The organism is Roseibium marinum (assembly GCF_002906165.1).
GTDB classification, from domain to species: Bacteria; Pseudomonadota; Alphaproteobacteria; order Rhizobiales; family Stappiaceae; genus Roseibium; species Roseibium marinum.
The window spans coordinates 214,799-231,865 of sequence record NZ_PPCN01000011.1 but is presented as its reverse complement, the minus strand read 5'-3'; the positions used below and the strand labels follow the sequence as shown (position 1 = coordinate 231,865).

The following is a 17,067-nucleotide window of genomic DNA, read 5'->3' as shown; positions in this document are numbered from 1 at the left end:
AGCCGCAATCTATCACGCAGATCTGAGCTTTCCAACATCCTGTAAAACAACTGAAATTAATAACGAAAAAGAGATTGTTTGACGTCAGCGTCAAATGTGCTTTAGTGCTGCCGCGACAGTGAAACGACAGGCTTTTGCGAAAGGGATCGCGGGCGGGAGGCTCCGGTCTCCGCCGCGCTTGGGAGGACAATCCGTGGACTTTTCTCTGAATGAAGATCAGCGCGCCTTTCAGGATATGGCGGCAAGCTTTTCACGCGACGAACTGGCACCCTTCGCCAGGGAATGGGATGAGGACAGCCATTTTCCGGTGCCGACCCTGCGCAAGGCCGCCGCACTTGGCTTCGCCGGCATCTATGTGCGCGAGGATGTCGGTGGCTCGGCGCTGACCCGGCTGGACGCGGCGCTGATCTTCGAGGAACTGTCCAGGGGCTGCACCTCGACGGCCGCCTATCTGTCCATCCACAATATGGTTTCCTGGATCATCGACACCTACGGGTCGCAGGCGCTGCGCGAAAAATATCTCGGCCGGCTGTGCACGATGGACCTTCTGACCAGCTATTGCCTCACCGAGCCCGGGTCCGGGTCGGACGCGGCCAGCCTGCGCACCAGCGCCCGCGAAGATGGCGACCATTATGTCCTGAACGGCTCCAAGGCGTTCATCTCCGGCGGCGGCGTGAGCGATCTTTACGCGGTGATGGCGCGCACCGGCGGCGAGGGCCCGTCGGGCATCTCCTGCCTATTGGTGGACAAGGATACGCCGGGCCTCAGCTTCGGGGCCAATGAAGAAAAGCTCGGCTGGAGGAGCCAGCCTACCGCGCAGGTGAATTTCTCCGATTGCCGGGTTCCCAGGACCAATCTGGTCGGCGAGGAAGGGCAGGGCTTCCGCATCGCCATGGCGGCACTTGACGGCGGACGCCTGAATATCGGCGCCTGCTCGCTGGGGGCGGCGCAGGCCTGCCTCGATTTTTCCGTCGCCTATGTCAAGGAACGCAAGCAGTTCGGCAAGCCGATCGCCGAATTTCAGGCCTTGCAGTTCCGCCTCGCGGACATGGCGACCGAACTGGAAGCCGCCCGCCTGCTGCTGCACAAGGCCGCCCAGGCGGTGGAGAGCAAGTCCGCGGATGCGACCGGGCTCGCGGCCATGGCCAAGCGTCTTGCCACGGATACCGGCTTCAAGGTGGTCAACGATGCGCTGCAGCTTCATGGCGGTTACGGATATCTGCGGGACTATCCGATCGAACGTTATTTCCGCGATGTCCGGGTCCATCAGATCCTGGAAGGCACCAACGAGATCATGCGGCTGATCATCGCCCGCCAGCTTCTGAAAGACTAAGTGAAGCGGTTCCCGTTACTCCTTGAAACGACTCCACTATCGCGTGAGGCGCCTAAGTGACCGACGACATCCTGTTTGAAAAACGCGGCCTGGCCGGATTTGTCACCCTGAACCGGCCGAAGGCGCTGAACGCGCTCAATCACGTCATGGTCAAGGCTCTCGCCACCCAGCTCGAGCGCTGGGCGGAAGATCCGGGTGTGGCTCATGTGGTCGTCACGGGCGCCGGCGAAAAGGCCTTTTGCGCCGGCGGTGATATCCGCAGCATCTATGATGCCCGCCAGGCTGGGCAGCTTGAGGGGCTCAGCGGCTTCTTCCGCGACGAATATCTCCTCAACGCGCGGATCAAGGCCTATCCGAAGCCTTATGTCGCCCTGATCGACGGTATCGTCATGGGCGGCGGTGTCGGTGCCTCCGTTCACGGCAGCCACCGCGTCGGCACGCGGAAGACGCTGTTCGCCATGCCGGAAACGGGGATCGGCTTCTTTCCGGATGTGGGCGGCACCTGGTTCCTGCCGCGCATGCCCAAAAGGATCGGCGTCTATTGCGCCCTGAGCGCGGGACGGATGAAACAGGGCGACGCGCTGGCGACCGGCGTGCTGACCCATGCAGTCGACGAAGCGTCCCTGCCGGATTTGAAACAGGTGCTGGAAACCGCGAGCGACATCGGCGCGGCCCTGGCCCCCTATCTGGTCACGCCGGAAAAGGGGCCGTTGAGCGAGAACGCGGATCTGATCGAACAGTCGTTTTCAGCCGCGTCCGTCGAGGAGATTCTGGATCGGCTCGAAGCCTCGCAGGAGGCCTTCGCGCAAGAGACGGCGGACGCGATCCGCCGGAAATCACCGACCAGCGTGTTGATCGCCTTTGAACAGATGCGGCGCGGCGCGGAGCTTTCCTTTGAGGAATGCATGCGGCTCGAATACCGCATCCTGTGCCGTATTCTCCAGGGCGTGGATTTTTTCGAAGGCATCCGCGCGGTGCTGGTCGACAAGGACCAGGATCCGAAATGGGTGCCTTCACACTTCAGTCAGGTGGACAGCGCCGATCTGGCGTCGTATTTCGAGAAACCGTCTGTTGGGGATCTTCCACTTTAATCCGGGACCGCACCGCCGATGATTACCAGTTTTCAGGACCTGATCGACTCCCGCCCGCCGTGGAGCACCGTTCTGGTCTGGTATCTGCGCGCAATCGCGATTCTTCTGATCGGCGGCGGCGTCATTTACTGGGCGCGGATTATCGGCATTCTCGAATGGCGCGGCCTGTGGTTCTGGGATATGCCGATTCCTCTCCAGGGTGCGATCGTCTTCTTCGCGGTGCTGGACCTGGTCGCGGCGACCGGCCTGTGGCTGACGGTGTCCTGGGGAACCGTCATGTGGCTGTTTCGCTGTTTTTGCCAGATCGTCATGCATACGGTGTTTTCCGGTCTCTATGGCCGGCGGCCCTATGAGATCGCCTTCTACCTGCTGACAATCGCGATCTTCGGTGTTCTGTTCTACCTGATGGACAAGGAAAACCGCGCCGGCTCCGGCTGACGCGGGCCAGGATTCCGGCCGGCTCGATATCCGGACCGCTTGATTCCGGACGCGAACTTCTTCGCACAACAGTATAAAAAACATCACGAATTTTCTTTCGGGAGGAAAACAATGTCACAGACAATCGGGTTCATCGGACTTGGCAATATGGGCGGCCCGATGGCGGCCAATCTCGTCAAGGCCGGGCACAGGGTGCTTGGCTTCGATCTGTCCGGGGCGGCCATGTCCGCCCTTGCCGATGCAGGTGGCGAAAAGGCGGCCGGCATTGCCGAGCTTGCCGCGGCCGCCGATGTTGTCGTGACGATGCTGCCGGCAGGCAAACATGTGCGCCAGATCTATCAGGGTGAGGGCGGCATTCTGGAAAATGCCAAACCCGGCACGTTGCTGATCGACAGTTCGACCATCGATGTCGACAGCGCTCGCGCCGTGATCGGGGCCGCGACGGAACTGGGCATGCCCATGGTCGACGCACCGGTTTCCGGCGGCATTACCGGCGCGGCGGCCGGTACGCTGACCTTCATGGTCGGCGGAACCGAGGACGCGTTCGCGGCGGCCAGACCTTTTCTCGACATCATGGGCAAGACGATCGTGCATGCGGGCGGTGCGGGCAACGGCCAGGCCGCCAAGATCTGCAACAACATGATCCTCGGCATTTCCATGATCGGCGTGTCAGAGGCTTTTGTGCTCGCGGAACGGCTCGGGCTGGACGCGCAGAAACTCTTCGACATTTCCTCCACCGCCTCGGGCCAGTGCTGGGCGCTGACTTCCTACTGCCCGGTGCCGGGTCCGCTGCCGTCCAGTCCCGCCAACCGGGAGTATCAGCCGGGCTTTGCCGCCGCGATGATGCTCAAGGACCTGAAACTGGCGCAGGAAGCGGCTAATTCCTCGGGCGCGGCGACACCACTGGGCGCCGAAGCCGCGTCTCTCTATACGCTGTTCTGCAATTCCGGTGGTGAAAGCCAGGATTTTTCCGCCATTGTAAGGTTCCTCCGGGGATCATGATAAACAAAGTATTAAATGGGCCCTTTAAAGACCTTTTCAAAATTAACCAATGATTCAGCGTGTATCTTAAGCGGATTTTAGAATCGGTCGGCTAAATTGCTTAGTAAGGCGGGAGCAATAACCGTCGAACGACAGGTACTTGAAGAGGCGCAATTACAATGATTACAGCAAGCAGGGCAGTTGACGCTGTTGCACCGAGCCAAAGCGAAGAAGCGGAAATCAAGCCGCTTTATCTCGAGGCTCTGACGCTCGTCGAGCGGCTGCACCGACGTCTTCTCGACGTTATCAAGGATGAGTTCGATCGTATGGGCCGGTCAGATGTCAACAGCGTGCAGGCACTGCTGCTGTTCAACATCGGCGATTCGGAACTGACGGCTGGTGAGCTGCGCACCCGCGGCTATTACCTGGGATCGAATGTTTCCTACAATCTGAAGAAACTGGTCGAAACCGGCTACATCCACCACCAGCGCTCCCGCATGGACCGCCGCTCCGTTCGCGTCAGCCTGACGGAAAAGGGTGGGGAAGTGGCAAAGATCGTGAACGATCTTTACGAGCGTCACGTTCTGTCGGTCGAACAGGTCGGTGAAATCGGGCCGGAGGACTTCGCGGTTCTCAACAAGTCCCTTCGCCGCCTCGAGCGGTTCTGGACCGACCAGATCCTGTACCGCCTTTAACGGCAGACAGCGGATCCGATTAGCACCGCCCATCGGGCGGTGCTTTCTTTTTGCCGCCTCACGCGAATTTGCGTATCCAAGCGGCCGAATTCTTGCAAAACACCTTTGTTGAAGACATGCCGGAAACGAGTTGCTGTCGCCGACATCTTTAGGTCACATTGAAATGGCTTTGTGCGGTGCTTCCAGCGAGATGATGGTTAAAAAATCAAGCGATTTGTTAACTCCCTTCCGATAGGAATCGGAGCTGGTAAAGGCGGTTCGGTGCGTATCCATTCGTTATCCGGGCCTCAAGCACAAGATCAGCGGATGTACGATCGGAACCGATTGTTTGTCCAGAAGTTGATCGATCTGAAAGTGTTAGAGCACGTTGTTCGCGTTCAATTGAACGAAAGGTGCTCTTGAGACAAGTCAGCGCGTGAAACGCAGCAAGATGGGGTCGGCAATGAACCTTTTATCCGGACAGTTCGGGATAAAGCTTCACCACGGTTGGATTACCCGGCAAACGCTCGGGAGCCTGTGTGCGCTCGGGATCGTGGCGCCACTTCTGGCGGGTGCCCAGGCGCACGCGCAAAACGTCAACCAGCAGGTTGAATGGGCCGATAACTTCGACATCGCCACGGACAACATCAAGGAAGTGAAGTCGTCCGCGCCGACACTTTCGCCGGAAACGGCGGATTACATCGCCGTCGCCATCGACCGCTATCAGCGTATCGTGCAGGCCGGCGGTTGGGGCACCGTCACGCCCGGCGGAAAATCCATCAGGATCGGCGCCAAGGACCCGCGCGTCATCGAACTGCGCCGCCGCCTGATCGTCTCCGGCGACCTGGAGCAGCAGGCCGGTCTTTCCAACACGTTCGATTCGTATGTTGACACGGCCCTTCGCCGCTTTCAGCTTCGCCACGGTCTTATTCCGGACGGCGTGATGGGCGAGGGCACGGTTTCCGCGCTGAACATCCCGGCGGATGTGCGCCTGCGCCAGCTTGAGACAAACATGATTCGCATGCGTTCCATGTCCGGCTTCCTCGGCGACCGCTACGTGATGGTGAATATTCCGGCCGCCGAAATCGAAGCGGTGGAGAACGGCCGCGTGCGCTCGCGCCATACCGCCGTCGTCGGCAAGATCGACCGTCAGACACCGATCTTGAACAGCAAGATTTACGAACTGAACTTCAATCCGTACTGGACCGTGCCCGTCTCCATCATCCGCAAGGACCTGATCCCCAAGATGAAGCAGGACGATCAATATCTGGCCAAGAACAATATCCGCATCTTCGACTGGAGCGGAAACGAGATGACCTGGCAGCAGATCGACTGGAACACCGAAGAGGCGACCCAGTATCGGTTCACCCAGGATCCAGGATCGGACAACTCACTGGGCTCCGTGCGCATCAACTTCCACAACAAGCACCAGGTCTATCTGCACGACACGCCGTCCAAGACGCTGTTCGGCGAGGACTACCGGTTCCATTCGTCCGGCTGCGTGCGGGTTCAGAATGTGCGCGAGCTTGTGACATGGCTTCTGCAGTCGACGACCCCGGACTGGGACCGCACCCGTGTGGATTCGGTTATCCGCACCGGTGAGCGCGAAGACGTGAAGCTGAAAGGTCAGATCCCCCTCTACCTGACCTACGTCACCGCATGGGCCAATGCGGACGGCGTCGTTCATTTCCGCGAAGATATCTACGATCGGGACGATCTCTACGGCACCGGAACGCAGGCCCGTCTCTGACGCGGCTTTGCGGCACGACAACCGATCGTTTATGTTCACTGCGAAACGCCGGCCTTGATCAGGCTGGCGTTTTGTGGATTCTGAGCACTTGCGCGCAAGGATCGATGCAATGAGTCGCGAGCCGAATTCCGGCGAGATCTATCTTGAATTCCGTTCGATCGGCCGTCAGGTCCAGGTGATCGCGATGGATGCCGCGACTGGTATCGAGGTGTCGGCCTTCGGACCGACTTCTGCTTCCCAGACAGATCTGAAACGGATCGCCATCCGTAAGCTGCAACGCCGGATAGAGCAGGAACGAGAAGCAGCCGGCACAGGGTCCGATCCGACGCTCTACTGAGCGATCCAGCCACTTTGCCCGCTCATTCCGGCTCCGGTGATGGCATCCGCGCCGCGGCGTCGTTTTCAAGTTGGCGTGCGTCGGTAAGACCCTTGGTTCTTCCCGGGGCCTGTGTTAATTCCTCGCCTCGAGTTGGATTGGCTGCTGCAAGGCGTTGCTTCACCTGCAAGGCGCCTTTGCCCGGGTGATACGCTAGGGCCCTGCCGTCCGGACCGACGCGGCTGTGAAGCCCCGGTCTCCGGGATCGAGTTGCTGGAACACGTACCGGGGTTCCCGGGGATGTGGACCGTTATGAAAATGGGCCTGACAAAAGGGCCGCGAAACAAGGCCCTCTGTCAGGGCCGTAGAACAAGGATGGTGCGATGTCTTTGATGGAAAGCTCCAGTCAGCCCCTGCAGTCCGGTTTCTTCACCCGTGGTCTCGAAGAGGCCGATCGCGATATTTACGATGCCATCGAAAACGAACTCGGCCGTCAGCGGCACGAGATCGAGCTGATCGCCTCGGAGAACATCGTTTCGCGTGCCGTTCTGGAAGCGCAGGGTTCGATCTTCACCAACAAATACGCCGAAGGGTATCCGGGCAAGCGCTATTACGGTGGCTGCGAATTCGCCGATGTCGCCGAGACCCTGGCGATCGAACGCGCCAAGCAGCTGTTCGACTGCGGCTTTGCCAACGTGCAGCCCAATTCCGGCAGCCAGATGAACCAGGCCGTGTTCCTGGCGCTGCTGCAGCCGGGCGACACCTTCATGGGGCTCGACCTGAATTCCGGTGGCCACCTGACCCATGGCTCTCCGGTCAATATGTCGGGCAAATGGTTCAACGTCGTCTCCTACGGTGTGCGCGAGGACGATCACCTGCTCGACATGGAAGAGGTCGAGCGTCTCGCCAACGAGCACAAGCCGAAGCTGATCCTGGCCGGCGGCACCGCCTATTCGCGCCTCTGGGACTGGCAGAAGTTCCGCGAGATCGCCGACAGCGTCGGCGCTTACCTGATGGTTGATATGGCTCATATCGCCGGTCTGGTTGCCGGCGGTGTGCATCCGTCCCCGGTCCCGCACGCGCATGTGGTCACGACCACGACCCACAAATCCCTGCGCGGTCCGCGCGGCGGCATGATCCTCTCCAATGACGAGGCGATTGCCAAGAAGATCAACTCCGCCGTCTTTCCCGGTCTCCAGGGCGGGCCGCTGATGCATGTGATCGCGGCAAAGGCGGTGGCTTTCAAGGAAGCGCTGCAGCCGGAATTCAAGGTCTACGCCCGCGCTGTGACCGAAAACGCCAAGGCGCTGGCGGAGGTTTTGAAGGAGCAGGGCCTCGATATCGTCTCCGGTGGAACGGACAACCATCTGATGCTGGTCGACCTGCGCCCGAAAAATGCCACCGGCAAGGTCGCCGAGAAGGCTCTCGGCCGGGCGAACATCACCTGCAACAAGAACGGCATTCCCTTCGATCCGGAAAAACCCTTCGTGACTTCCGGCATCCGGCTGGGCACGCCGGCTGCGACGACCCGCGGATTCGGCGTGGCGGAATTCCGCGAGGTCGGCCTGCTGATCACGGAAGTTCTGGACGGATTGAAGGCAGCTAACAGCGAAGAAGGCAACGCGGCGGTTGAAGCGGCCGTCAAAGCCAAGGTAGAAGCACTGACGGCCCGGTTCCCGATCTACGGGGGGTAACAACGGGTTCGGTCAGGAGCTTTGAAAGATGAGATGTCCGTTTTGCGGCGGCGAGGAAACCCAGGTCAAGGATTCCCGCCCGACCGAGGACAACACCGCCATCCGCCGGCGCAGGATCTGCAACACCTGCGGCGGCCGTTTCACGACATTCGAACGGGTTCAGCTGCGTGAGCTGATGGTGCTCAAACGCTCCGGACGCAGGGTTCCGTTCGATCGGGAAAAGCTGATGCGCTCCGTGCAGATCGCGGTGCGCAAGCGTCCCGTGGATCCGGAAAAGATCGAACGCATGGTCAGCGGCATCGTCCGCCAGCTGGAAAGTTCGGGTGAAAGCGAAATCACCGCGGAAACCATCGGCAATCACGTGATGGAAGGTTTGAAAGGCATAGACGACGTCGCCTATGTTCGGTTCGCCTCCGTTTACAGGAATTTCCGTGAAGCCAAGGATTTCGAAGCTCTGCTGGACGAACTCAGCGATCCGGAGAAGCATCCCGTGAAGAACAACTGACCCGTTGCAATCGGCTTTTGATGTCAGATATTTCCAATCTCGATGAGCGCCTCATGGCGGCGGCCGAACGTCTGGCCCGCCGCGGTCTCGGCCATGTCTGGCCCAATCCTTCCGTGGCCGCCCTGATCGTCCGCGAGGATAAGGACGGTCCGGTTCTGGTCGGACGAGGCGTCACGTCGCGGCCGGGCATGGCCCATGCGGAAGTGAACGCGCTCAACCAGGCGGGAGACAAGGCAAGGGGCGCGGCCTGCTACGTGACACTCGAGCCGTGCTCCCACTATGGCCGCACGCCGCCGTGTGCGCTGGCGCTGATCAATGCCGGCGTCAAGCGTGTGATCGTCGGGATGCTGGACCCGAACCCGCGTGTCGCCGGCCGTGGGGTGAAAATGCTGGAAGATGCCGGCATCGATGTCACCGTCGGTGTGCGTGAAGCGGCGATGAAGGTGCTGTATCACGGTTTCACGATGCGTCAGCTCCGCCAGCGGCCGCATGTGTTCCTGAAGCTCGCCGCCTCCCGGGACGGATATATCGGCAAAGCCGGGGAAGGCCAGATCAGGATTTCCGGGGAGCTGTCGATGCGCAAGGTCCACGGGTTCCGGGCCGCGTACGATGCCATTCTGATCGGATCGGGCACGGCGCTCGCGGACGATCCGCAACTGACCTGCCGTCTGCCCGGACTCGCGGAGCGCTCGCCCGTCCGTGTGGTTGTCGACCGCTTCGCGCGCCTGCCTCTCGGCTCGAAACTGGTGCGCACCTGCGCGGATGTGCCGGTCTGGCTCATCTGCGGCAATGCCGCGGACCCGGACGGCATCGATGCCCTGGCGGAGGCCGGAGTGAACGTCATTCGCGTCCCTGCGTCCGAAACCGGCATAGAGCCGTCCGTGATCCTCAGCGCTCTGGCAACCCGCGGCATCACGCGGCTGATGGTGGAGGGCGGAGCGCGGATAGCGGCTTCCTTCCTGACGGCCGATCTCGTCGACGATCTTTGCGTCGTCACCGGCGATATCCTGATCGGCGAGGACGGCATACCGGCCCTGCACGGCCTTGATCTTGCGGATGTCCTGCGGGACCCCAGATTCAAGCGGGTCGACACCGGCAAATTCGGGCCGGACAGCTTTATCTATTTAAGACGGTGTGGAGCCTGACATGTTTACCGGCATTGTGACCGACCTCGGCCAAATTCTTTCTATCGAAGACGTTCCGGCGGGTAAACGCACCCGGATACAAACCGCCTATGACACGCAAAGCTTCGATATCGGCGCCTCGATCTCCTGTGCGGGTGTCTGCCACACGGTCACCGCAAAGGACAACGAGCCGGAGGGCAACTGGTTCGAGGTGGTTTCCGCTGCTGAAACTCTCGCGCTGACAACCGTCTCGCACTGGAGGGCCGGCCAGAAGGTCAATCTGGAACGGTCTCTCACGATGGGGGCGGAACTCGGCGGGCATCTGGTTCTGGGGCATGTGGACGGTGTCGCGACCGTCACCAGGCGGGAAGACCATCCGGACTCCGTTTATTTCCAGTTCGAAGCGCCCGCGGAAGCCGCGCCCTTCATCGCCAGAAAGGGTTCGGTCGCGCTCGACGGCACCTCGTTGACGGTCAATGAGGTCGATGGACTGCTGTTTTCCGTGTTCCTCATTCCCCATACGCTGGAGGTGACCACCTGGTCCGAGCGGCAGGTGGGGGACAGGATCAATCTGGAAGTGGACATGATGGCCCGCTATGCGGCGCGTCTCGCCGAATTCACCAGGAACGCTTAGGGACGCAACGTCATCCAGGGTGGGGGCAGGTATCGTTAAACACGATTGCAGGGCGGTGCGCGCGCCGCCGGGCGATCCTTGATGAATGACTGGACAAACCGGGGCAGACGTGGTTCCTGTCGCGGCCTGATACTGGATGGTAAAACCCATGAGCGCTGCACCGAAACTGCTGATCATCGAAGCCCGCTTCTACGAGGATCTCGCCGACGCGCTGGCTGAAGGTGCGGTGAAGGCGATTGAAGCCGCGGGCGCCACTTATGACCGCATCGCCGTTCCGGGTGTCCTGGAGATTCCCGCCGCCTTGTCCATGGCCATGACGGCCATGGAAAATGAGGGTGAACTCTATGACGGTTTCGTTCTTCTGGGTGTTGTGATCCGTGGCGAAACCTCGCATTACGACATTGTCGCCAATGAATCGAACCGTGCGGTCATGGACCTGATCATCGATGCCGATCTCGCCGTCGGCAACGCCATCCTGACCGTGGAAAACGGCGAGCAGGCATGGGCCCGTGCGAAGGTGGACGACAAGAACAAGGGTGGGGCGGCGGCTGAGGCGGCCCTTCAGATGATCGCCCTGCGCGAACGGCTTGGAGTATAAGAAAAATGACCGGAAAGGCCGACCCGGAAAAACCGGCAGCAAAAACTGTGCGCCCGGCGAACAAACGCGGCGTGGCCCGCCTTGCGGCGGTCCAGGCCCTTTATCAGATGGACGTGGGTGGCTCGTCGCTGGCCAATGTAATCAGCGAATTCACCGCCTTTCGTCTCGGCAAGGAAATCGACGGTGCCCAGTACCGCGATGCCGACGAGCAATGGTTCAAGAAGATCGTTTCCGGCGTGGTCGAGGACCAGAAGTTTCTAGACCCCTTTATCCATACCGCGCTGACGGAAGACTGGCCGTTGAAGCGGATCGACAGCCTGCTGCGCGCCATCCTGCGCTCCGGTGCCTATGAACTGCTGCGCCGCAAGGATGTCCCGGCCAAGGTCATCATTTCCGAATATATCGACGTCGCGAAGGCCTTTTTCGAGGATGACGAGCCCGGTCTCGTCAACGGTGTGCTCGACCGTCTGGCCCACGATCTGCGCGACGGAGAATTCGATGCCGAAAACCCGGTCAGCAAGGTTGATGGTGCCTCCTGATCATGGATGGTGACCGGCCGGACGAATTTACGCTCATAAAGCGGTATTTCGCACCGCTGGCGAACGATCCCGGAAGCCTCGGACTGACGGACGACGCCGCGGTGCTGACGCCGACGGACGGACACGACCTTGTTCTGACCAAGGACATGCTGGCCGCCGAGGTTCATTTTTTCTCCGAAGACGCGCCGGAGGCGATCGCCGCCAAGGCGCTCAGGGTCAATCTGTCGGATCTGGCCGCCAAGGGCGCCCGCCCGCGCGGCTACCTGATGGGGCTCGCTCTGCCCGCCGACTGGACGGAGGCCTGGCTGGAACGCTTCTGCAAGGGGCTGGCCGCGGATCAGGCCGCCTATGACGTTCAATTGCTGGGGGGGGACACCATCCGCTCCGGAAATGGCCTGCTGGTCTCCATCACCGCGATCGGCGAAGTGGAAACGGGCAAGACTGTCCGCCGGTCGGGAGCCAGTCCGGGCGATGCGCTCTTCGTGAGCGGAACCATTGGCGATGCCGCCGCCGGCCTCGAGACACGCCTTCATCCGCAATTCAGCCGCGATCATGACCTGACCGAAAGCGAGGAGCAGCACATTTTGGACCGCTATCTGCTGCCGCGGCCCAGAACCCGCCTGGCGGGGCTCATTACCAAGTTTGCCAGCGCCGCCCTCGACGTGTCCGACGGACTGATCGCCGATTGCGGCCATATGGCGAAAGCCTCCGCCGTCGATATTACCATCGATCTGGACCGGATACCGCTCTCCGGGGCGCTTCAACATCTCAAGGTGAAGGTGCCGCAACATTTCGCGCGCTGCCTCAATGGCGGTGACGACTATGAAATCCTGGCAAGCGTACCCGCGGGCGAGGCGGCAGCCTTTCAGCAGTCGGCGCAAGCCGCCGGGTGCCCCGTGGCTGAAATCGGCCGGGTCGAACAAGGCCAGGGCGACGTTCATCTGACGGAAGCGGGCAAATCGGTCCTGCTCGATTTCGAGGGTGGCTTCCGCCATTTTTGATCGGCCGCGGTGACTATCCCGCCATAGGTGAGCATGATAGAAATCAGGCCTCGCCCACAACGATTCAAGCCTTTCGAAAGACCAGCCATGACCGCCGCAGCCCCGGACGCATTCGTCGATGACCGTCTGGCAAAACGCAATGCGCTGCTTCTCGCCCTGGCCCAGGCCATTGGCGGCGCCTCTGCGTCCATCGTCATCGCGACCGGACCTCTTGTCGGCTACATGATGCTGGAAACGGACAAATCCCTTGCCACCCTGCCGGTTTCGGCGATGGTTCTGGGGACGGCTTTCGGCACGATACCGGCGGGTATGATCATGCGCCGCTATGGCCGCAGGACAGGCTTCATGGGGGCGTCGCTGCTGGGAGCATTTTCCGGCCTTCTGGCATCCTACGCGGTTTTTGAGGACCGGTTCCTGCTGTTCGCGCTTGCCTGCTGCCTGGGTGGGCTGGCCGGCGCTTTCGTGCAGCAATACCGGTTCGCCGCCGCCGACACGGCGAGCGATGCCTTCAAGCCCAAGGCGATCTCCTGGGTTCTCGCCGGCGGCGTTCTGGCCGGTGTGGTCGGTCCGCAGACCGTGATCGCGACCAAGGATCTGTTTGAGCCGATCCTTTTTGCCGGCACGTATCTGGCGCAGGCCGCACTGGCGCTGATTGCCCTGTGTCTGCTTGCTTTCATCAAGATTCCGATACCGCCCCGGCGAAGTCACGCACAGGCCGGCGGGCGCCCGCTGCGCGTGATCATGGCGCAGCCGCGCTTCCTCGTGGCGGTCGCATGCGGGATCTGTTCCTATGCCCTGATGAGCCTGGTGATGACCGCGACTCCGCTGGCGATGATCGCCTGCGGTCTGACGGAAACCGATGCCGCGCTCGGAATTCAGTGGCACGTGCTTGCCATGTTCGGACCGAGTTTCTTCACCGGAAATCTGATTGCCCGCTTCGGCAAGGAACGGATTGTCTCCATCGGTCTGGCGCTGCTGGCGGGCTGTGCGGTAGTCGCGCTGACCGGGATCGAGCTCGCTCATTTCTGGACGGCTCTGGTTCTGCTCGGCCTGGGCTGGAACTTCGGCTTCATCGGTGCGACGGCGATGCTGACCGATACATACCGGCCGGAAGAACGCAATCTGGTCCAGGCGGTCAACGATTTTATGGTGTTCGGATTCGTGGCGGCGGCGTCTTTTTCCTCCGGAGCGCTTCTCAATATCTATGGATGGAGCACGGTGAACATCCTTGTTTTCCCGATTGTGGTCCTGTGCCTGGGGCTTATCGCCTGGCTCGTTCTGGCTGAAAGAAAAGCAGTTACAACCGCTTAAAGTGTTTGCGAAATTCCATTTCGTCAGTGCAGCATAAATACTGCACTGCACCAAATAATACCGCGGCGGAACTGGCTAATTAGTCGATCTGAGAGCTTGACGAGGAGCTCTGCTTTGTTGCTATCGTGTCAGTCCCTCACGCAGAGGAATCGGCGTGAGGCACAGTCAGGCGGCATAAAGAACAACAAAATCCGTCCGCCGCAGTTTTGGGAGGAAGCATGATCGAGCTTGTCGTCATCATAATTTGTGGTCTCTTGTCCATCGCCTATGGGGCCTGGGCAATTCAATCCGTCATGGCGGCGGACGCGGGCAACGCCCGCATGCGGGAGATCGCCGAGGCGATCCAGGAAGGGGCCAGGGCTTATCTCAACCGTCAGTACACAACCATCGCCGTCGTCGGCGCGGTTGTCTTCGTGATTGCCTGGCTCCTGCTTTCCGGCCCGGCGGCAATCGGGTTTGCCATCGGCGCGATTCTTTCCGGAAGCGCCGGTTACATCGGCATGATGGTTTCCGTCCGCGCCAATGTGCGGACCGCTCAGGCCGCCAGCCAGAGCCTCGGGGCAGGTCTGGAGATCGCCTTCAAGTCCGGCGCCGTTACCGGTCTTCTCGTCGCCGGTCTGGCCCTTCTGGGCGTGGCCGTCTACTACACCATCCTGACCAGGGTTATGGGATACGGCCCGACGGACCGCACGGTGATCGACGCACTGGTCGCGCTCGGCTTCGGCGCGTCGCTGATCTCGATCTTTGCCCGTCTCGGCGGCGGCATCTTCACCAAGGGTGCGGATGTCGGCGGTGACCTTGTCGGCAAGGTGGAAGCCGGAATTCCCGAAGACGACCCCCGCAACCCGGCAACGATCGCGGACAATGTCGGCGACAACGTCGGCGACTGCGCGGGCATGGCGGCCGATCTGTTCGAAACCTATGTGGTGACGGTCGTCGCCACCATGGTTCTGGCCTCCATCTATTTCTCCGGGGGACAGGCCATCGAACTGATGCTGCTGCCGCTTCTTATCGGGGCAAGCTGCGTTGTCACGTCCATCATCGGAACCTTCTTCGTCAAGCTCGGCAAGAACAACTCGATCATGGGCGCCCTCTACAAGGGCTTCATCGCCACGGCGCTGCTGTCGGCGGTTGCGCTTGGCGGCATCATCTTCGGCTGGCTTGGCGCCGGTACCGAATACACCACCTCGGGAGGTTTCAGCTTCAACGGCTTCGACCTCTTCATCTGCGGCCTCGTCGGTCTGATCATTACCGGTCTGATCATCTGGGTGACCGAATATTACACCGGCACGGAATACCGGCCGGTGAGATCGATCGCCCAGGCGTCGGTGACCGGCCACGGCACCAACGTGATCCAGGGTCTCGCCGTGTCTCTTGAGGCAACGGCGCTTCCCGCGATCATCATCATCGCCGGCATTCTCGTCACCCATACGTTCGCCGGCCTGTTCGGCATCGCCATTGCGGTGACCACAATGCTGGCGCTGGCGGGGATGGTCGTGGCGCTCGACGCCTTCGGCCCCGTAACCGACAATGCCGGCGGCATTGCCGAAATGGCGGATCTGCCGGCGGAAGTCAGATCGACAACGGATGCGCTCGACGCGGTCGGCAACACCACCAAGGCGGTGACCAAGGGCTATGCCATCGGGTCCGCCGGTCTGGGTGCGCTGGTGCTGTTCGCAGCCTATACGGAGGATCTGAAACACTTCTCCAGCACGGCGGTCGAGGGATCGATCTTCTATGGCATCGATGTCTCCACGCTGTTCTCGCTCTCCAATCCCTATGTGGTGGCGGGGCTCCTGTTCGGTGGTCTTCTGCCGTATCTGTTCGGAGGCATCTCCATGACGGCCGTCGGCCGGGCAGCCGGAGCGGTGGTTGAGGAAGTCCGCCGTCAGTTCAAGGAGAAGCCCGGCATCATGAAGGGCACCGAACGGCCGGACTACGGCCGTGCGGTGGACATGCTGACCAAGGCCGCGATCAAGGAAATGATCCTTCCGTCGCTGCTGCCGGTGCTCTCGCCGATCGTCGTGTTCTTCGTGGTCAAGGCGGTGGCGACACCTGCCGCTGCCTTTGCCGCGCTGGGGGCGATGCTGCTCGGAGTGATCGTCACCGGTCTCTTCGTCGCCATTTCCATGACGGCGGGCGGCGGTGCATGGGACAATGCCAAGAAGTCCTTCGAGGACGGTTTCACCGACAAGGACGGTGTCACCCACCATAAGGGCAGCGAGGCGCACAAGGCGTCGGTTACCGGCGATACCGTCGGCGATCCCTACAAGGATACCGCGGGTCCCGCGGTCAATCCGATGATCAAGATCACCAACATCGTCGCCCTGCTGCTTCTGGCGGTCCTGGCGCACTGATCCGTATTGGTGCCTGAAAGAAAAAACCCCGGCCTCTTGGCCGGGGTTTTACGTTGATGACTGAATTCAAGAAACCGTTCCGATTAAAGCGTGTCGCGTTAAATTGAACTCAGGAAATCGCCCGAACGCATTTGCAGTGCAAACGCTGCCTCGGGCGTCCTCCTGAAACCATGAATCCACTTAAACGCGACACACTCTAAAGAGACAGCTCTCTAAAGGCCGAGGCTCGGGTTTGTCGCACCCCTGAGGATCTGCGTCAGGAAGCCGTAGTCGGCGCCGCCCGTGCGGGTCTTGCGGGTGACGATATCGACGATCTTGCCGTCCTGCAGCGAGTAGTTGCCGAGATCCTGGACATAGCCTTCCTTGTCGAAATAAACCGCGACAACGCGCTGTTCGACGATGTCGGGCGCCAAGAAGGCCGTCGTCGCTGTCTTTTGCGAAATGTAATAATAGGCATCGCCATTGAGGCTCGACGTCGTTGACGGAGATCCGAGCACCAGTTCGACCTGTTCACGGCTGGAGCCGACCTGAACCTGGTTCAACATGTCGGTGGTGACCACGTGGCCGTGCGTATAGGTGGAGGTGAAACAGCCGCCGAGCGGCAGTGTGGCCAGAAGCGGAAGGATCAGGGCGCTCGCCTTGAAGTTCATTTAACAAGTCCCGTTTGGCCAGACCGGTCTGGCTGCCTTTGAATTTCGTTGCTTGGCAAAATCTCTATCGT

At 60.8% G+C, this 17,067-nt stretch carries 17 protein-coding genes; 16 read left to right on the top strand and 1 reads right to left on the bottom strand.

Annotated elements, in window-relative coordinates:
* Positions 1 to 193 precede the first annotated feature (193 nt).
* The 16 genes from CLV41_RS21875 (at position 194) to CLV41_RS21800 (ending at position 16,346) form a co-directional block, all read left to right on the top strand.
* Positions 194 to 1,333 carry an acyl-CoA dehydrogenase family protein gene (locus CLV41_RS21875; RefSeq protein ID WP_103224589.1) on the top strand — a complete coding sequence of 380 codons (1,140 nt, stop codon included), beginning with the start codon at positions 194 to 196 and terminating at the stop codon, positions 1,331 to 1,333.
* Between the two features lie 56 nt (positions 1,334 to 1,389).
* Entirely contained in the window at positions 1,390 to 2,424 is a 1,035-nt protein-coding gene (locus CLV41_RS21870; protein ID WP_103224588.1) for an enoyl-CoA hydratase/isomerase family protein, read from the top strand.
* A gap of 18 nt (positions 2,425 to 2,442) precedes the next feature.
* Complete coding sequence (locus CLV41_RS21865) at positions 2,443 to 2,862, top strand: DUF6163 family protein (protein WP_103224587.1); 420 nt, start codon at positions 2,443 to 2,445, stop codon at positions 2,860 to 2,862.
* Positions 2,863 to 2,901: 39 nt separating this feature from the next.
* Complete coding sequence (mmsB, locus tag CLV41_RS21860) at positions 2,902 to 3,864, top strand: 3-hydroxyisobutyrate dehydrogenase (RefSeq protein WP_268952703.1); 963 nt, start codon at positions 2,902 to 2,904, stop codon at positions 3,862 to 3,864.
* Positions 3,865 to 4,022: 158 nt separating this feature from the next.
* Positions 4,023 to 4,538: a transcriptional regulator LdtR gene (gene ldtR / locus CLV41_RS21855; protein WP_068415286.1), complete on the top strand. Its 516-nt coding sequence runs from the start codon at positions 4,023 to 4,025 to the stop codon at positions 4,536 to 4,538.
* A gap of 442 nt (positions 4,539 to 4,980) precedes the next feature.
* The gene (locus CLV41_RS21850) at positions 4,981 to 6,267 is read left to right on the top strand and encodes a L,D-transpeptidase family protein (protein ID WP_103224637.1); all 1,287 of its coding nucleotides are present in this window, start codon (positions 4,981 to 4,983) and stop codon (positions 6,265 to 6,267) included.
* A gap of 109 nt (positions 6,268 to 6,376) precedes the next feature.
* Positions 6,377 to 6,604 carry a DUF6898 family protein gene (locus tag CLV41_RS21845; RefSeq protein ID WP_103224585.1) on the top strand — a complete coding sequence of 76 codons (228 nt, stop codon included), beginning with the start codon at positions 6,377 to 6,379 and terminating at the stop codon, positions 6,602 to 6,604.
* 362 nt (positions 6,605 to 6,966) lie between these two features.
* A complete protein-coding gene (glyA, locus tag CLV41_RS21840) occupies positions 6,967 to 8,277 on the top strand; it encodes a serine hydroxymethyltransferase (protein WP_170107283.1) in 1,311 nt (436 codons plus the stop codon).
* Positions 8,278 to 8,305: 28 nt separating this feature from the next.
* Entirely contained in the window at positions 8,306 to 8,782 is a 477-nt protein-coding gene (gene nrdR, locus CLV41_RS21835; protein ID WP_103224583.1) for a transcriptional regulator NrdR, read from the top strand.
* Positions 8,783 to 8,802: 20 nt separating this feature from the next.
* Positions 8,803 to 9,927 (top strand): bifunctional diaminohydroxyphosphoribosylaminopyrimidine deaminase/5-amino-6-(5-phosphoribosylamino)uracil reductase RibD, encoded by a 1,125-nt coding sequence (gene ribD / locus CLV41_RS21830; protein ID WP_103224582.1) that lies wholly within the window; start codon positions 8,803 to 8,805, stop codon positions 9,925 to 9,927.
* Between the two features lies 1 nt (position 9,928).
* The gene (locus tag CLV41_RS21825) at positions 9,929 to 10,540 is read left to right on the top strand and encodes a riboflavin synthase (protein WP_103224581.1); all 612 of its coding nucleotides are present in this window, start codon (positions 9,929 to 9,931) and stop codon (positions 10,538 to 10,540) included.
* Positions 10,541 to 10,688: 148 nt separating this feature from the next.
* Positions 10,689 to 11,138: a 6,7-dimethyl-8-ribityllumazine synthase gene (gene ribH / locus CLV41_RS21820; protein WP_103224636.1), complete on the top strand. Its 450-nt coding sequence runs from the start codon at positions 10,689 to 10,691 to the stop codon at positions 11,136 to 11,138.
* 5 nt (positions 11,139 to 11,143) lie between these two features.
* Positions 11,144 to 11,677, top strand: a complete 534-nt coding sequence (nusB, locus tag CLV41_RS21815; RefSeq protein ID WP_103224580.1) for a transcription antitermination factor NusB — start codon at positions 11,144 to 11,146, stop codon at positions 11,675 to 11,677.
* A gap of 2 nt (positions 11,678 to 11,679) precedes the next feature.
* Positions 11,680 to 12,678, top strand: coding sequence for a thiamine-phosphate kinase (thiL, locus tag CLV41_RS21810; RefSeq protein WP_103224579.1), 999 nt, complete (start codon positions 11,680 to 11,682; stop codon positions 12,676 to 12,678).
* An 87-nt stretch (positions 12,679 to 12,765) separates the two neighbouring features.
* Positions 12,766 to 13,989 carry an MFS transporter gene (locus CLV41_RS21805; RefSeq protein ID WP_103224578.1) on the top strand — a complete coding sequence of 408 codons (1,224 nt, stop codon included), beginning with the start codon at positions 12,766 to 12,768 and terminating at the stop codon, positions 13,987 to 13,989.
* A gap of 218 nt (positions 13,990 to 14,207) precedes the next feature.
* The gene (locus CLV41_RS21800) at positions 14,208 to 16,346 is read left to right on the top strand and encodes a sodium-translocating pyrophosphatase (RefSeq protein WP_103224577.1); all 2,139 of its coding nucleotides are present in this window, start codon (positions 14,208 to 14,210) and stop codon (positions 16,344 to 16,346) included.
* Positions 16,347 to 16,558: 212 nt separating this feature from the next.
* Here the strand turns inward: CLV41_RS21800 and CLV41_RS21795 are convergent, their stop codons facing one another.
* On the bottom strand, positions 16,559 to 16,996 hold the full coding sequence (locus CLV41_RS21795; protein ID WP_103224576.1) for an outer membrane protein assembly factor BamE: 438 nt from the start codon (positions 16,994 to 16,996) through the stop codon (positions 16,559 to 16,561).
* Positions 16,997 to 17,067: the final 71 nt, after the last annotated feature.

Coding starts and splice junctions, on each gene's coding strand:
- ribH (WP_103224636.1), top strand. CDS start 10,689: ATGAGCGCTGCACCGAAACTGCTGATCATCGAAGCCCGCTTCTACGAG.
- nrdR (WP_103224583.1), top strand. CDS start 8,306: ATGAGATGTCCGTTTTGCGGCGGCGAGGAAACCCAGGTCAAGGATTCC.
- CLV41_RS21795 (WP_103224576.1), bottom strand. CDS start 16,996: ATGAACTTCAAGGCGAGCGCCCTGATCCTTCCGCTTCTGGCCACACTG.
- CLV41_RS21805 (WP_103224578.1), top strand. CDS start 12,766: ATGACCGCCGCAGCCCCGGACGCATTCGTCGATGACCGTCTGGCAAAA.
- CLV41_RS21850 (WP_103224637.1), top strand. CDS start 4,981: ATGAACCTTTTATCCGGACAGTTCGGGATAAAGCTTCACCACGGTTGG.
- CLV41_RS21825 (WP_103224581.1), top strand. CDS start 9,929: ATGTTTACCGGCATTGTGACCGACCTCGGCCAAATTCTTTCTATCGAA.
- ribD (WP_103224582.1), top strand. CDS start 8,803: ATGTCAGATATTTCCAATCTCGATGAGCGCCTCATGGCGGCGGCCGAA.
- CLV41_RS21800 (WP_103224577.1), top strand. CDS start 14,208: ATGATCGAGCTTGTCGTCATCATAATTTGTGGTCTCTTGTCCATCGCC.
- glyA (WP_170107283.1), top strand. CDS start 6,967: ATGTCTTTGATGGAAAGCTCCAGTCAGCCCCTGCAGTCCGGTTTCTTC.
- CLV41_RS21845 (WP_103224585.1), top strand. CDS start 6,377: ATGAGTCGCGAGCCGAATTCCGGCGAGATCTATCTTGAATTCCGTTCG.
- CLV41_RS21865 (WP_103224587.1), top strand. CDS start 2,443: ATGATTACCAGTTTTCAGGACCTGATCGACTCCCGCCCGCCGTGGAGC.
- nusB (WP_103224580.1), top strand. CDS start 11,144: ATGACCGGAAAGGCCGACCCGGAAAAACCGGCAGCAAAAACTGTGCGC.
- thiL (WP_103224579.1), top strand. CDS start 11,680: ATGGATGGTGACCGGCCGGACGAATTTACGCTCATAAAGCGGTATTTC.
- ldtR (WP_068415286.1), top strand. CDS start 4,023: ATGATTACAGCAAGCAGGGCAGTTGACGCTGTTGCACCGAGCCAAAGC.